This window comes from Streptomyces sp. NBC_00390 (assembly GCF_036057275.1).
In the GTDB taxonomy this organism is placed as follows: Bacteria; Actinomycetota; Actinomycetes; order Streptomycetales; family Streptomycetaceae; genus Streptomyces.
Map to the genome: position 1 here is coordinate 4445340 of NZ_CP107945.1, position 14358 is coordinate 4459697.

General features: G+C 68.4%; 13 protein-coding genes. 3 read left to right on the top strand and 10 right to left on the bottom strand.

The features are described 5' to 3' along the window. Positions 1-7 precede the first annotated feature (7 nt). From OHS70_RS19440 to OHS70_RS19480, 9 genes are all read right to left on the bottom strand, one after another. Positions 8-1561 (bottom strand): SCO6880 family protein, encoded by a 1554-nt coding sequence (locus OHS70_RS19440; protein WP_328399055.1) that lies wholly within the window; start codon positions 1559-1561, stop codon positions 8-10. After that, a complete protein-coding gene (locus tag OHS70_RS19445; RefSeq protein ID WP_328399056.1) occupies positions 1558-2856 on the bottom strand; it encodes a hypothetical protein in 1299 nt (432 codons plus the stop codon). Before OHS70_RS19445 ends, OHS70_RS19440 begins: the two co-directional genes overlap by 4 nt. Beyond that, positions 2846-3691: a hypothetical protein gene (locus OHS70_RS19450; RefSeq protein WP_328399057.1), complete on the bottom strand. Its 846-nt coding sequence runs from the start codon at positions 3689-3691 to the stop codon at positions 2846-2848. Before OHS70_RS19450 ends, OHS70_RS19445 begins: the two co-directional genes overlap by 11 nt. Before the next feature lie 135 nt (positions 3692-3826). Next, the gene (locus tag OHS70_RS19455) at positions 3827-4135 is read right to left on the bottom strand and encodes a hypothetical protein (protein ID WP_005315450.1); all 309 of its coding nucleotides are present in this window, start codon (positions 4133-4135) and stop codon (positions 3827-3829) included. Positions 4136-4469: 334 nt separating this feature from the next. After that, on the bottom strand, positions 4470-5261 hold the full coding sequence (locus OHS70_RS19460) for a thioesterase family protein (RefSeq protein WP_328399058.1): 792 nt from the start codon (positions 5259-5261) through the stop codon (positions 4470-4472). Positions 5262-5472: 211 nt separating this feature from the next. Beyond that, positions 5473-5652 (bottom strand): hypothetical protein, encoded by a 180-nt coding sequence (locus OHS70_RS19465; protein ID WP_328399059.1) that lies wholly within the window; start codon positions 5650-5652, stop codon positions 5473-5475. 134 nt (positions 5653-5786) lie between these two features. After that, a complete protein-coding gene (locus tag OHS70_RS19470; RefSeq protein ID WP_328399060.1) occupies positions 5787-7004 on the bottom strand; it encodes a serine hydrolase domain-containing protein in 1218 nt (405 codons plus the stop codon). A 195-nt stretch (positions 7005-7199) separates the two neighbouring features. Continuing rightward, positions 7200-8510, bottom strand: a complete 1311-nt coding sequence (locus OHS70_RS19475; protein WP_328399061.1) for a DUF2079 domain-containing protein — start codon at positions 8508-8510, stop codon at positions 7200-7202. Positions 8511-8835: 325 nt separating this feature from the next. Then, positions 8836-9594: a class I SAM-dependent methyltransferase gene (locus tag OHS70_RS19480; protein ID WP_328399062.1), complete on the bottom strand. Its 759-nt coding sequence runs from the start codon at positions 9592-9594 to the stop codon at positions 8836-8838. A 215-nt stretch (positions 9595-9809) separates the two neighbouring features. Between OHS70_RS19480 and OHS70_RS19485 the strand changes: the two genes are divergently transcribed. From OHS70_RS19485 to OHS70_RS19495, 3 genes are all read left to right on the top strand, one after another. After that, positions 9810-10625, top strand: coding sequence for an SAM-dependent methyltransferase (locus tag OHS70_RS19485; protein ID WP_443062749.1), 816 nt, complete (start codon positions 9810-9812; stop codon positions 10623-10625). Positions 10626-10703: 78 nt separating this feature from the next. Further along, positions 10704-11744: a C40 family peptidase gene (locus tag OHS70_RS19490; RefSeq protein WP_328399064.1), complete on the top strand. Its 1041-nt coding sequence runs from the start codon at positions 10704-10706 to the stop codon at positions 11742-11744. A gap of 247 nt (positions 11745-11991) precedes the next feature. Next, positions 11992-12723 carry a phosphatase PAP2 family protein gene (locus tag OHS70_RS19495; protein WP_328399065.1) on the top strand — a complete coding sequence of 244 codons (732 nt, stop codon included), beginning with the start codon at positions 11992-11994 and terminating at the stop codon, positions 12721-12723. A gap of 34 nt (positions 12724-12757) precedes the next feature. Here OHS70_RS19495 and OHS70_RS19500 read toward each other — a convergent pair whose 3' ends face one another. Beyond that, positions 12758-14314, bottom strand: coding sequence for an FAD-binding oxidoreductase (locus tag OHS70_RS19500; RefSeq protein WP_328399066.1), 1557 nt, complete (start codon positions 14312-14314; stop codon positions 12758-12760). Positions 14315-14358: the final 44 nt, after the last annotated feature.

The window sequence follows — 14358 nt, forward strand, 5'->3', positions numbered from 1 at the left end:
CTCTCGGTCAGCGTCGGATGCCGGTCGCGAACGGCAAGGTGTTCACAAAGGCCCGGTGGTGTTCGCGGTCGCACCATTCCAGCTTGAGATAGGACTTGCCGGCCGAGGCCCTGATCGTGCGCTTGTCCCTGGCCAGGGCCTCGGGCGAACGCGCCGACACTGTGATGTACCCGACGAGATTGACGCCCGCCGCACCGCTTGCGAGATCTTCACCCCGCTGGTCGAGCCGTCCGTGCGCGGCGATGTCGCGCGGGTCGACGGTCCGGTTCATCTTGGCGGCGCGGCTGGCGTCCGCCTCGTCGTTGGTCTTCTCGGTGAGCATGCGCTCGATGGCGACCTCGGTGGGCTCCAGGTCCATGGTGACCGCGACCGTGCGGATCACATCGGGGGTGTGGACGAGCAGCGGGGCAAGGAAGTTGACGCCGACCGGGGTCATCGGCCATTCCTTCACCCACGCGGTGGAGTGACACCAGGGGGCCCGGGTGGACGACTCGCGGGTCTTGGCCTGGAGGTAGGTGGGTTCCACGGCGTCCAGTTCGGCCGGCCAGGAGTTCCGCTTCGTCATCGCCTGGATGTGGTCGATGGGGTGGTCCGGGTCGTACATGGAGTGGACGAGCGAGGCGAGCCGGGACTGGCCGAGCGGCTGGCGTACGCGGATGTCGGCCTCGGCGAGGCGGGCGCAGATGTCGGTGAGCTCACGGGCCATGACGACGGCGAGACCGGCGTCCTTGTCGAGCTTCCTGGCTCCGGTGGTGTGCCGGGCGGCGCGGGCCATGGCGTGTGCCTCGGCGGCCAGGTCGCGGGAGTAGTGCATGCAGGCGACGAGATAGGCGCGGTGCTGCTCGCTGGAGGTGGAGACCATCGACTGGAGCTGCTCGTAGGACTGCTGGAGCCAGCCGGGGGAGGCCGGGTCGCCGCGCTGGGCGACGTCCTTGGCGTGGGCGTCGGGGTCGGCCGGCAGCGTGCGGGCGAGCATCTGAAGACGGGTCACGAAGCCGTCACCATTGGCGACATGCTTGAGCAGGGTGCCGAAGCGGTCGACGAGGGCTTCCTGGTCCTCGCTGTCGCGCAGTCCGACGCCCGGGCCCTCGATCTCGATGGCCGCGGTGACGGTGCGCCGGTCGGCGTGCAGCAGTACGGCGATCTCGTCGGGCCCGAAAGGGGCCGCGAGCCAGTTGATCCGGCCGATGCCGGGGGGCGGGCCGACCTCGACCTCCCGGCCGTCGAGCCGGGTGCCGGCCTCGGTCGTACGGGAGCGGTAGAGGGTGCCCTTGCGCAGGGTGCGCTTGTAGCTGCGGTTGATCTCGAACCACTTGTAGAAGGTGCGCTGTTTGTACGGGACGTAGACGGCGGCGAGCGCGACCAGCGGGAAGCCCATCAGCAGCACGATCCGCAGGGACAGGACGGGGACCAGCAGCCCGCTCATCATGCCGAGGAACGCACCGGCAATGATCAGCGCGATCTCGCCGGTCTCGCGGTTCTTGCCGACGACAGCGTTCGGCCGTGCGCGGCCGATCAGATACGTACGGCGGGGCGTGATGGGTTGGGACTGCGTCGTCAACGTCCTCCACCTCCAGTGCTGTTGCGGTTGCTGTGCGGAGTGCCGCTGGTCGGGCTGCTGTTACGGGGCGCGGGCGCGGCCCCGCCGCTGCCGCGGTTGCCGTGCGCTGCGACGCCGCCGCTGATGGGGTTGGCGGGACGGGCGGCCGTGCCCCTGTTGTCGTGGCCGCCACCCGGGTTGCCGCGGGTGCTGTGGGTCTTGATGCCCTGGGAGACGAGGGCGGCAGGGGAGCTTATGACGGCGGCGGCGGCGTTCTCGGCGCCGTTCTGGAGACGGTTGTTGCGGGAGTTGGCGATCTCGTCGCCGAAGCCGGGGACGAAGCGGTAGATCATCGTGGAGGCGAAGATGGCGAGCAGGATGATCGCGAGACCGGACACGACGGCGGAGAACGAGTCGGGCCCGTCGTCGGCGGAGAGCGCACCGGCGAGCCCGAGGACGATGACGATCACCGGCTTGACCAGGATGATCGCGATCATGATCCCGGCCCACCGGCGGACGTGGCCCCACATGTTCTTGTCGACGAGGCCGGCGTAGACGACGACGCCGAGCAGGGCGCCGACGTAGAGCAGCACGGCGCGGATGAAGAGTTCGAGGTAGAGCACACCGGCGGCGAGGATCGTCACGAGCGAGACGACGATCAGCATGATCGGGCCGCCGCCGATCTCGGTGTCCTTCTTGAGGGCGCCCGAGAAGTTCCCGAAGAACAGGTCGGTCTGCCCGGTGGTGCCGCCGGCGATGACCTCGGTGACGCCGTCGGTCGCGGAGACGAGTGTGTAGAGGATCAGCGGCGTGAAGGCGGACGCCAGGACCGTGAGCCAGAGGAACCCGACGGCCTCGGAGACGGCGGTGGTGAGCGGTACGCCGCGGATGGCGCGCTTGGCGACGGCGAGCAGCCACAGGATGAGCGTGAGGATGGTGGCGGCGGCGAAGACGACCGCGTACTGGGACAGGAAGGTGGTGTTGGTGAAGTCGACGGAGGCGGTGGACTTCACGGCCTTGGAAAGCGTGTCGACGGTCCAGGCGGCGGCGTCGGCGCAGCCGCGGGCGAGGGAGCTGAGGGGGTCGAGGGCGTCGGCGGGGTCGGTGAGCGAGGAACGCCCACCGGGGGCGCGGCCGTCGCCGTCTTCACAGTAGTCCCGGGCGGGGCCGACGATGAGGTCGCACTGGTCCTTGTTGGACGGCGTCGGCGTCGGGGAGGGGGCTGCGACGGCGCGCGTTGCCATGAGCACGCCTGCCGTGTGGACGGCCGCGAGGACAGCCGTGGCCTTGAGCAAGAGCCGCTGGCTATCGGGCATACGTGAACCCTCCGTACTGCTCGACCGCCTTGGCGATCTCTTCGGCATCCGAGGCTGTACGGTCGGCGCTCACAGGCGCAGGGCCATCTTTCTGGGAGAAGCTCTCGACTCTCCAGTCGCCCCCCACCCACTGGAGCCTGAGCGTCATGGTGAACCAGTCGTTGGTCACGGGGTTGGTCGAGCTGACACCGGCGGTTCCGAACACGCCGGTGCACCACACCTCAACGGTGGCAGCCGCGTCCGTGTACTCCGTGACCTTGGTCCCCACAGGTGCAGTGCGGGACACGTATGTCATTCCTGCCGGGGCGTTTCCGTTCGTGTCGAGGCCGACCTTCTCGAGGAACTCTTTGTTGTAGGCCTGGTCGAGCTTGGCCTGGAGCTCGGTGGTCTTACTGCTGACGAACACCCGGCGGACGATCTCGCGACGGAGGTCCGGCTTCAGGATGTCGGCGGAAACGAGCGCCACCGCGTAGTTCGCGGCAGCGCTCTGCGCCCCCTGCTCGTCCTTCGCGTACCCCGTAGGGATCTCCCCGGCCTTCCCCTTCACCGGTCTCACCCCCGTCGCCGCCGTCGGCTCCGCGCCCGCGCCCTTGCTGCCGCCGCCGCTCGCCCCGTCCGAACCACCGCCGCCCTGGTTCGCGAAGGCGATCGCCGCGATGAGCAGCACGACAACGCCCACCACAGTGATGAGCGAGCGGGAGTTGCGCACGGGGCGGCGCGCGCCGCCGTAGACGTCGCTTGCGGTGCTCTCGGGCAGCCGCGTGCGGGTCTGGCCCGAACCGCCCGTGCCGCTGCCCGCTCCGAAACCGTCGTCGTGCTCGTCGCCGAAGCTCATGCCGCGAATGCCCCCTCAGCCGTGTGCGGTGCTGCCACGACGTAGTACGCCGGCCGTGGCTGTGCTGGTTGCCGCGCGGAGGCGGTGTGGTGACTCGACATCAGGGAGTGCAACCTCGGAGGGACTGAGGGGTGGCTATACGGCCATTCCGTACACGATGGTGAACAACGTCCCCAGCGACCCGATGATGAAGACGCCAGTCAGCCCGGCGACGATCAGGCCCTTGCCCTGCTCGGCGCTGAACGTGTCGCGGAGAGCCGTCGCGCCGATGCGCTGTTTGGCTGCGCCCCAGATCGCGATGCCGAGGCAGAGGAGGATGGCAATGGCCATCACGACCTCGATCATCACTCGAGCCTCGTTGCCCAAGCTTCCGAAAGGCCCCCAGTTCGGGGCGATTCCGCCGATGATGGTGGTGATGTCGCCCTTTTCGGCTGCCAGGATCATGTAACTCACCGCCCCTGTTGGGTTGTTCGGTGCCCTGCCCCTCGGCATGGGCCGTCGTTCTATCTTCGCTGATGAAACCGCCCACGTATGCCGACTTGGAGGGTCTCTTTACCCGATCTCCGCACGTATGACCGAGGGCATGGCTCTGACCTGCGACGGTGTGGCATGGTTCGATGTTCGTACAGGCATCGTCACTCTGTGTATCACGCTGCGTGACTCCGGGCAATTACTGTCGTTGTGGCACCCAGGGGCGGAAACCGTGAGCCCGCACCGGACGTGATGCGGGCTCGGGGCGGGACCGGGGCACCGGCCGGGACGGGGCGACGGCGGGACGTCAGCGGGGGGCCACGAACAGGCTCTGGGCGCTTCGTCCGATCGGGCCCTTTTCATCGTGCAGTTGGGCGTCCGCCAGGCCGATCCCGGCGGCGTCCACGCTCGTGCGGGCCTCGACGCACACCCACTCACCCACCGGGTGACGGTGCAGATGGACCGTCAGGTCCGCGTTGATGAACACGTGCCGGTTGAAGTCGAGGACGTTGCTGATCCCGTTCCCGGAGTCGGCGGCGACGAGGACGCGGTCCAGCGGGCGGATCTCCTCGCCTGCGACGAGCGGTACGCGCATCCGCATCCAGCAGGTCCCGGGGCCCCGGTCCATGAAGGCGCCTTCGGTGAACCGGGTGTCCATCGCGGTGTGGTAGCCGATGTCCCACGGAACGTCGAAGAAGGGAGTGGCGGCGGTCTGGCCGGGCGAGGGCTGCTGTGGCCCTTCCGCCACCGCCGGGCCGGGGTCCTCGGTCGTCCTGATGCGCAGAGCTCTGGCCATCATGACGGGGGCTTCGCCCTCGGGTGCCAGGGTGGCCTCGACGACTTCCACGCCCCGTCCGGCGCGCAGCACGGTCGTGGCCACTTCCAGCGGCCGTATCGGTACGGGGCGCACGATCTCGAACGTGATCCGGGCCAGCCGCATGTCCGTACGCGCTCCCGGGCGTTCCTCCACGGCCCGGCCGAGCAGCGCGGCGGGCGGCCCGGCGTGCTGGGAGCTCGCGTCCCAGGGGCCACGGGTGTGTTCGGTGGACGCGAAGCGGTTCTCGGAGAGCCGCTCGAAGAACGCCTCGGGTGCCGTCATGTCGCGCTGCCTCTCCGTGCCTGAGTCTTGCAGATGGGTGTACGGCGCACACGCTACCTACGGGTAACCTCGGGAGCCAGAGTCCGGCCGCGGTGGGGTCCGGCCCGCGTCCGCCTCGACGACAGGCTGAACCGGGTGGAGACGGCGCAGAGGCCTTTGTACGCGAAGGGCGGCACGGAGTCGTTGTGGACTCCGCGCCGCCGCAACGGCATCAGCGGATGGCCACCATGTATCCGAGCAGGCTGATCGCGATGGCGATGAGCGCGATGAAGGTCACCGTCGCCAGCGTCCCGCCGGCATCCCCGTTTCTCCGGGTGCCCCCGGGCCTCGGCTGAACGCTCTCCCCGTTCTGTGTGTCGGACGCGGTGGCCGCGTTCGCTGCATTCTTCACTTGTGCTCCTGTGTTGCCGGCCCCTCCGTGGTCACCGGAGGGGATCTGACCTCAGCCTTCTGGGCTGCGTCACACACAGTAGCGGTGGGCCGGTCCCGACCCCCCTGTCGGGTCGCGCGGTTTCGGCCAGTGGGTCACCCGTTCGTCAGTGGGTGTCCGGGGGCGAGGAGTTCGGCAATGCGCTGGGCGACGGTCTGGGCCGTGTTGTTCCCGGGGGCCTTGCGCCCCACGGTCGTGGCGACCGCGACGGAGAGCCGTTCGGCGGGGAGGTAGGCCTGGACGGCGGCATATCCGGCGAACGACGGGTTCTGCAGGATCCAGCCTTTCTCCACGATGAGGCCCACCCCGAAGTGCATGGCCTCGGTGTTCCGCCGGCAGACGCTGGCGGGACAGGTGGAGGTGGGGCGGCCGAGGCCGACGGTCCCGGGGTTGAGCTGCACTTCGTAGGCGCGCTTCGAGAGCAGTTCTCCGCTGCCGATGGCCTGGGCCGAGCGGGCCAGGTCGCAGATGTTCGTCGTGATGACCGCGCCGGGCGCAGTGGTCCACGAGGGATTCCAGAAAGTGGATTCCTCGTAGGTGCCGCGTTCGGCGTCGAAGGAGTGCAGGACGGGTGAGGGGATCTCGGGGGTGAAGCTGTTGCGGGTGCCGTGCAGTCCGAGGGGGCCCAGGACGCGTTTCTCGAGCAGCTTGTCCAGCGGTTCGCCGCTGATCTTCTCGAGGGCGGCGCCGAGGAACTGGAAGTTGGCGTGCGAGTAGCTCCAGTTGGTGCCGGGCTCGTACCACAGGGGGTGGCTGAGCGAGAAGGCGAGGACTTGCTCGGGCGTCCACTGCCGGAAGGGGTTGGCGTAGAACGCGGCGATGAATGCGGGGTCGGTGACGTAGTCCCTGAGGCCCGAGGTGGAACTGCCGAGGTCGCGCAGAGTGATCTCGGCCCCGTGCGGAACGTCGGGCAGCCAGCGGGAGACGGGGTCGTCGAGGCCGGCCTTCTTCTCGTCGACGAGCTGGAGCAGGATGGTGCCCATGTAGGCGATGGCCACCGATCCGGCCCGGAAGTTCATGGCCGCTGTGGCGGGGACGCCGGTCATGGACTCGCCGAGTGCGGCGGTGACGATCTCCTTGCCGCCCTCAGTGACCCGCAGGAGCACCGCTTCGAGGTCGAGGTCCTTCTGGGCCCGCTTTGCGACGTCGACAACCTGGCGGGCCTGACCTGCGGGTTTCGAGGAGCCGGCACAGACGCGTTGTTCTCGGTCGGGGGCGGCGACTCCGGCCCTGATCTGGAGAGTCGCCGCGATCTGGAGAGTCGCCGCGATCAGGATGGCGGCGCAGAGCAGCGCCGTCCGGGTTCGTTTCATGCCGCACTATGTACGGATGAATGCGGTGAAGTGGGCCACAACACGCGAGGGTTGAGCCGTTCGGTGAGCCTGCGCGGTGAAGTCCCCCCGAAGCCGCTCCGGTTGTGGTGGTCAGGCAGGGACACCGCCCCGGGCCGGAGCGCCTGAACCCACGCGCCCCGGCCTCGAACGAAGAAGCCCACGGCTCTCCCGCTGTCAACGGCTGAGCAGTACGAAGCCCTCTCGTGCGTCCACCGTTCGATATCCGCGAGCGCGGGCGTTGTCGAGAAGACTTCTCTCCTGGAATGCATTCAGCGGCCATCGTCGATCCGGTGTCACCCAGGTGTCCACCATGATCCATTGAGGGTCGGGGCGGCTGCTGAAGTAGCCGAGGAGACTCACACTGGTACGGCCGGTCAAATGAGGCCCCAGCTGGTTCGAGGTCTGAACGGTGGCACCGTCGGGGATCTGGCTCATCATGCTGTGAGCAACGGCGATTCGGGGGTCGGTCCGCCATGTGGAAGCCTGGATGATCTTCCACATGGGAAAGTGCGGGAGCAGCAGGAGGCAGATCGCGGCGGCGCCCACGGTGTATCTCCGTACGCTGCCTTTCCTTGCGCGTCGTTTCCGCAGGGCATCGATGAAAGCCGCGAAGACGATGGGCATCAGGACGAGCGAGTAGTGTCCGAACGTGTCCCAGTGGGACGAAAGGTTCGAAGCGAAGCGCCAGAGAACGGTGGGCAGCGCAACCCACAGCAGCGGGGATCGCAGGGCCAGAAAGAGAGTCGGGGACAGAAGGAGCAGGAGGGTGGTGATCTTCTGCTGCGGGGTGATGAGCCCGATCGTGTACCGGTACAGCAGATCCCCCGGCCCGTTGCCTCCGGAACTGCTCAGCCAGGAGAAGTGGAAGTAGGAGTCGCTGGGAGCCAGGGCCGGCATGATCACCAGCATCTCGAGTGCGGTGGCGCCCAGACCGTACGCGATCGTGAGGAATCCGAGCTTTCGTTCCCCGCGGCAGGCAATGATGATGCCGATCACGGCCACCATCAGTCCGAGGTCTTCCTTGATCAGAACCAGAGGCAGTACCCAGAACACCGCGGTACGTGACCGGTTCTCTCCAAGAGCGGTCAGCGAGAAGGCGAGCAAGGGGGCTGCGAACGCCACTTCATGGAAGTCGAAGCCCACCGCCGCGGCAATACCCCAGGAGAGGCCGTAGCTGACGCCGATGAACGCGGCTGCCTCGTCCCCAAGTGCTCGGCGTGCCCAGAAGGTCAAGGGCACCACGCTGATGGCGATCAGCAATGCCTGCGCCACGAGCAGGAGCATCGGCGACGGCCACAGCATGTAGAAAGGAGTCAAGAGGGCCAGGATGGGGGAGAAATGTTCTCCCAGGACCGGGTAGTCCGGTCCTCTCAGTTCGGATACCGGCAGGTGTCCTTCGGCATAGGAACGGACGACCTGTTCGAAGATTCCCAAGTCATAGCTGTAGGAGAGCATTTGCTGGTGGATGCGCAACGACAGCATCATGTACGAAAAGAAAAATGCTCCTGCCAGAGCCCAGATCCACCATGCTGTGGTGGATCGGATTTTGAGGGCCGGCCTCGACGGTGAATGTTCATCGTCTGGGGATTTCTGGGGCGCGACAGTCGATGCGGGCAGTGCTTGCATGACGCCCTTCCGGTAGCTGCTGGCTGCGACTCTCAAGATGCCAGAAACCTCCCGGATTTGACTCCGGATGCCCCCTCGGGGTGGCCACTACCCTCCGAATGGAGGATCAGGCAGAGAGTGCCTCAATGTCCTCTGCCTGATGGCTTGTATGACTTGTGGCCCGTCGTCGTGAGGACCGAATTCCTCACCCTCGTTGCGGCAGGGGCTGATGACGGAGAGATCGGCGGTGATCGCCCAGCTCCGCCACGGGGTTGTCCTCGACGTAGAACCAGTCGCCGATCAACGTGACCCGGCAGTGGTCGCGGTAACCGAAGTGCGACTGCAGGGACCAGGCGTAGGGAAAGAAGTGAATGTGCAGATCGAAGCTGTGCTTGTACGGACGCTGCCGCGGAACCACGATGATCAGCCGGTCCTTGGCGACCCGCCGCAATTCCCGTACGGCGGCCTGCAGGTTCTGCACATGCTCCAGGGTGTGGGTGCACACAACCGTGTCGAAGGAGTCGTCGGGGAAAGGCAGCGACTCGACATTGGCCTCCTGGAACGTGACCCGAGGGTAACGCTCGCGTACCTCGACCGGGACGATGATGTCCGTTCCCGTGACATCGAAACTGCGGCTCAGCAACCCGGAGAGATAGCCGCGCCCGGTACCTGCCTCGAGCACCGTGCTGCCCGCGACGGCCCCCAGGATCCGCTGAATGCACCTGTGGTTGAGGTCCGTCTCGCGGTCGATGAGGACCGGCGCGACCCGGCGGTACACATCGGAGAACTCCCGCTCGCTCAGGCCGAATGCCTTGTCCTTGAAGGTGGCGAAGTCGTCCGTCCGGTCGCGGAACAGTGCCTTCATGGCGGGGCGCATGAACCACTTGGCGTCCCGGATGGCCGGGGGTACCCACTCGTCGAGACCGTGGTTGATGGTGACGGCCAGCTGGCGCGGGATCCTCATTGCGGAATTCGCTCCTTTTGTGGCGTAGCGGTACGTACCCCACGGGAACGGTCGAAAGTGCTGTTGGGTTACGCGTCCTGGGCATACCGGGGAACGCCGCTCGAGCGCCTGCCGTCACCGGCCGGCGCCCCCTGTTCCGCCCGATCGCCGTGCTTGCGGTACCGCGGCGATCAAAAGTGAGCCAACTCAGCAGTAATTGACCAGAGTTGGTTACTCTGTCGCGCGTGACCGATGAAGCGGACCTCCTCGCCAGGATCGACACCTCCCGCCCGCACACCGCTCGGATCTGGAACTACTGGACCGGCGGCAAGGACAACTACGTGGTCGACCGCGAAGCCGGTGACCAGATCCGGGAGCTGCATCCCGGGATCGGCGAGTACGCCTTGGCCGACCGCAGGTTCCTCGGGCGCTCGGTGCGGTATCTCGCGGCCGAGGCCGGGATCCGGCAGTTCCTGGACATCGGTACGGGGCTGCCGAGCGCCGACAACACCCATGAGGTGGCCCAGCGCGTCACGCCCGATGCGCGGATCGTGTACGTCGACAACGACCCGCTCGTCCTCGCGCACGCCCGCGCCCTGCTCACCAGTTCGCCCGAGGGCCGCACCGACTATCTCGACGCCGATCTGCGCGACGTCGACACGATCCTGGAGCGCGCGGCGCAGACACTGGACTTCAAGCAGCCCGTCGCGCTGATGCTGCTGGGCGTGGTCATCTTCGTCGAGGACCATGAGGAGTCGTACGACGTCGTGCGCCGGCTCATGGACGCGCTGCCGTCCGGCAGCCATCTCGTGCTGTCCCACACGATCACCAGTCCGGCGATGCCCGATGTGGACGCGGCGGTCGCGTTCTGGAACGAGCACGGCACGCCCAAGCTCACCCAGCGCACGCCGGAGCAGGTGGAGCGTTACTTCGACGGCCTGGAGCTGCTGGCACCCGGTGTGGTGTCGTGCAACCGCTGGCGGCCGGACGCGGGCGACCCGGCGAACCCGGACGAGGTGGCGATGTTCGGCGGGGTGGGCCGCAAGCGGTAGCGGCGAGCCACGGTCCGAGCGGATGGTCCGCCTACACTGGCGCAGGGTGGACTGCCGTGACGTGAAGGGTGGTTGACGGTGCGTAAGGCGTGGCTGGTCGCGGGAGCGTCGATCGGGCTGTGTCTGAGCTTCGTCGCGCTGCTCGTCGTCGGCACGTACTCCGCCGCCGCCGGGCTGATCGGCGGGGCGGGCGGCAAGAACGGGGCCGTCGGGCTGGCCAAGGGGGCCGTGCCCGCCCGGTATCAGCCGCTCGTGCAGAAGTGGGGCAATCTCTGCCCCGCCATCAACCCCGCGCTGCTCGCCGCCCAGCTCTACCAGGAGAGCGGCTGGAACCCCCGGGCGCAGAGCCAGGCCGCCGCGCAGGGCATCGCGCAGTTCATCCCCGGCACCTGGGCCACGCACGGCATCGACGGGGACAAGGACGGTGACCGCGACGTGTGGGACCCGGCCGACGCGATTCCGTCCGCCGCCTCGTACGACTGCGAGCTCGCCGGGTACGTCAAGAAGGCGCCGGGCGATCCGACCGACAACATGCTGGCCGCGTACAACGCGGGGGCGTACGCGGTCATCAAGTACGGCGGAGTCCCGCCGTACCGTGAGACGCAGAACTATGTGAAGGTCATCCGCACCCTCGAGAAGAGCTTCGCCCGGCCCGTCGGGCGGGTCGAGCCGTCGCGGCAGGCGGCCGGGGCCATCTACTTCGCGCAGCAGAAGCTCGGTACCAAGTACCTCTGGGGCGGGAACGGAACGCCCGAGCAGGGTGGGCGGTTCGACTGTTCCGGGCTCACCCAGGCCGCGTACCGGACGGTGGGGATCGAGCTGCCGCGCGTCGCCAACGACCAGTACAACGCGGGACCGCATCCCGCGCGCGACGAACTGCTGCCGGGGGACCTCGTCTTCTTCTCCGACGACCTGACCAATTCTCGCGCCATCCGGCATGTGGGGCTCTATGTTGGCGGCGGGTACATGATCAACGCTCCGTACACCGGGGCGGTGATCCGGTTCGACAAGATCGACACACCGGACTATTTCGGCGCGACCCGTGTCACAGAGGACGGCGCCCGGGCACTGCCCACCGACCTTCCGGCTGACGCTCCCGAGGCCGCGCCGGAAGCATGAAAAGCCCGGCGCACCGGCTGGAACCGACCCCGTGGCACCTCTCTGAGCTGCAACGACGTGTCACTCTTCGATAACGTCATGGTGATCGTTCCGTGGAGAGTGGAACGTCGCCGCGCCACGGGTCGTTTCCTGGGGGGACAGGCCGGCCGCACTGACCATGCAGCAGACACCGCACCGACCACGGGGGTTCACGGACGCGGCGCACACCCCGTGCGCCGGCAGGCAACAAGGCAAGGGGCCGCAGGAGATGGCTGGACTCGCAGCGACAGTCGCCGCGAACGGGTCGAACCCGGATGTCGGCCTGCTCTACGACATCAACGGTCTGGCCAAGGACGCCCCTGAGTGGTTCGACCGGACCATGGAGTTCGTCGGCGAGTACGGCATCATGCTCGCCCTGGTCCTGGTGGTCCTGTGGTGCTGGTGGAGCGTGCGCCGGCGCGGCAGTGCCGACGACTCGGTCTCAGCGGTCGCCGGGCTGATCTGGGCGCCGCTGGCCGCCGGGGTCGCTCTGCTGATCAACATCCCCATCCGAGGTTTCGTCGAGCGGCCCCGCCCGTTCGTCAACCACACGGGCCTCGAGGTCCTGGTGGACGGCAAGACCGACTACTCGTTCGTCAGCGACCACGCGACGATGGCGATGGCGATCGCGGCCGGACTCTTCGTCGCGCACCGCGGTTTCGGACTCGCCGCCCTCGCACTGGCGATGGCCGAGGGCTTCTGCCGGGTCTACATGGGCGTGCACTACCCGACGGACGTCGTGGGCGGCTTCGCGCTCGGTACGGCGGTGGCGCTGCTGCTGGCACCGCTCGCCCTCGCCCTGCTGACCCCCCTGGTGTCGGCGGTCGCCGGATCAGGACGCTTCGGCCGCCTCGTGCGGTCGAGGAAGGCCGGGGCCGGTGGGCCGTCACCCGAGGCGGTGGGCATCCCCGAGCCGCGCACCGCAGGCACGGGGGACGACGAGAGCGACCTGGCGGCCTGACGCCGGCGCGGCTCCGCCTGCCGGGCGCCCGCGCCTACAGGGCCTGCGGGTGGTGGGCGAACAGACGGTCCGGGTCGTACTGCCGCTTCAGCCGCGTCAGCCGGTCCGCCGCCGGGCCGTAGTAGGCCTCGCGCCAGTTGCGCAGCGTCGGATCCGCGTAGTTCTGGTACGCGGCCCCGGACGCGTGCCGCCGCATCGCCGCGTGGGTGTCTTTCAGCCAGGTCTGCTGGGCGGTGCCGGCGGTGCCCGCCCGCCAGGCACCGATGTACTGGGCGAGCATCCGGGAGCGGCGGTGCACGAATGCCGTCGCCAGCGGGTCCACCCGGTTCACCGCACCGCCGAGCGCGGTCAGCGCGATCGAACAGCCGCCGCCCTCGGCCGCCGGGATCCTGGTGAACGCCTCGGTTGCGGCGATCAGCGCCCGCCGCCCGGCCGCGTCGATGTCACGGTCGTAGAAGTCGGAGGCGGAGGCGTATGTCTCGCGCTGCAGCGCACCCTGCGGCGAGCGGCCGGGGGTGGTGCCCGGCAGATGGCACTGTGCCTCGGTGAACGACAGGCAGCCCGCGTAGGCGAGCATCGCGTCCCGGTAGCTGCGCGGGCGCAGCGCCACCGACGAGGCGGAGGAACCCACCAGGTCGGCGAGCCGGTCGAGCGCGTTGCGCAGGTCGCTCTCGGCGCCGAGCGTGAAAGCAGATACGGACAGGGTGGGGGCGGAGCCGCCGGGGCCCGCGGCGAGATGCAGAGAGGACCAGATCTCGTCCGGCTGGTCGGGACCCCAGCGCTGCCAGGCGGCGATCACTCTGTCGGCCTTGCGCCACGGCCAGTTGAGAAAGGCGCTGACGGTCCGCGGCGCCGGATGCGTACGGAACGTGAACCCCGTCACGACGCCGAAGTTGCCGTTTCCCGCGCCACGCAGCGCCCAGAAGAGGTCCTTGTTCTCCTGCGCGCTCGCCGTCAGCACCCGCCCGTCGGCGGTGACGATCCTCGCGGAGGTCAGGCTGTCGCAGGTCAGACCGTAGGCGCGCGAGGCGACGCCATGGCCGCCACCGAGGACCAGGCCCGAGACGCCGACCGTGGGGCAGGAGCCGGCCGGGATGGTGCGGCCGTCGCGGGCGAGAGTGTTGTAGACGTCGATCAGTTTGGCGCCGGCGCCGATGGTGCCGTCGGCGCCGATCCGGTCGAGGGAGGAGACGTCGATGACGAGGTGGCCGTTGCCGGAGGACCAACCGCCGTAGGAGTGGCCGCCGTTGCGGATGGACACCGGGGTGCCGTGGGCCTTCGCGTACGCCAGGCACTCCTTGACGTCGTCCTCGCCCGCGACATACGCCACGGCTGCGGGCCTCAGCGCGTCGAAGCGGGTGTTGTAGAGCTGTCGCGCGCTCGGGTAGTCGGCGTCGCCGGGCCGGACGAGCTGTCCCTCGAGCCCGCGGGCCAGGGCGCCCCAGTCGGGCGGCGCGGAGGACGCGGACGCGGTGCCGCGCGAAGGAGCTTCGGTGCGCTTGCCCGTCGCGCCGCCGGGGTCACGGTCCTTGCCCGTGCAGGCGGTCGCGGCAACAGCGACAACAGTGGTGAGCAGCGCGCGCCGGTCCATGGATCCTCCTGGGGAAGGAGACGGTATCCAGGGACCGCCAGTTC

Coding starts and splice junctions, on each gene's coding strand:
- OHS70_RS19445 (WP_328399056.1), bottom strand. CDS start 2,856: ATGCCCGATAGCCAGCGGCTCTTGCTCAAGGCCACGGCTGTCCTCGCG.
- OHS70_RS19450 (WP_328399057.1), bottom strand. CDS start 3,691: ATGAGCTTCGGCGACGAGCACGACGACGGTTTCGGAGCGGGCAGCGGC.
- OHS70_RS19480 (WP_328399062.1), bottom strand. CDS start 9,594: ATGAGGATCCCGCGCCAGCTGGCCGTCACCATCAACCACGGTCTCGAC.
- OHS70_RS19460 (WP_328399058.1), bottom strand. CDS start 5,261: ATGACGGCACCCGAGGCGTTCTTCGAGCGGCTCTCCGAGAACCGCTTC.
- OHS70_RS19455 (WP_005315450.1), bottom strand. CDS start 4,135: ATGATCCTGGCAGCCGAAAAGGGCGACATCACCACCATCATCGGCGGA.
- OHS70_RS19475 (WP_328399061.1), bottom strand. CDS start 8,510: ATGATGCTGTCGTTGCGCATCCACCAGCAAATGCTCTCCTACAGCTAT.
- OHS70_RS19500 (WP_328399066.1), bottom strand. CDS start 14,314: ATGGACCGGCGCGCGCTGCTCACCACTGTTGTCGCTGTTGCCGCGACC.
- OHS70_RS19495 (WP_328399065.1), top strand. CDS start 11,992: ATGGCTGGACTCGCAGCGACAGTCGCCGCGAACGGGTCGAACCCGGAT.
- OHS70_RS19470 (WP_328399060.1), bottom strand. CDS start 7,004: ATGAAACGAACCCGGACGGCGCTGCTCTGCGCCGCCATCCTGATCGCG.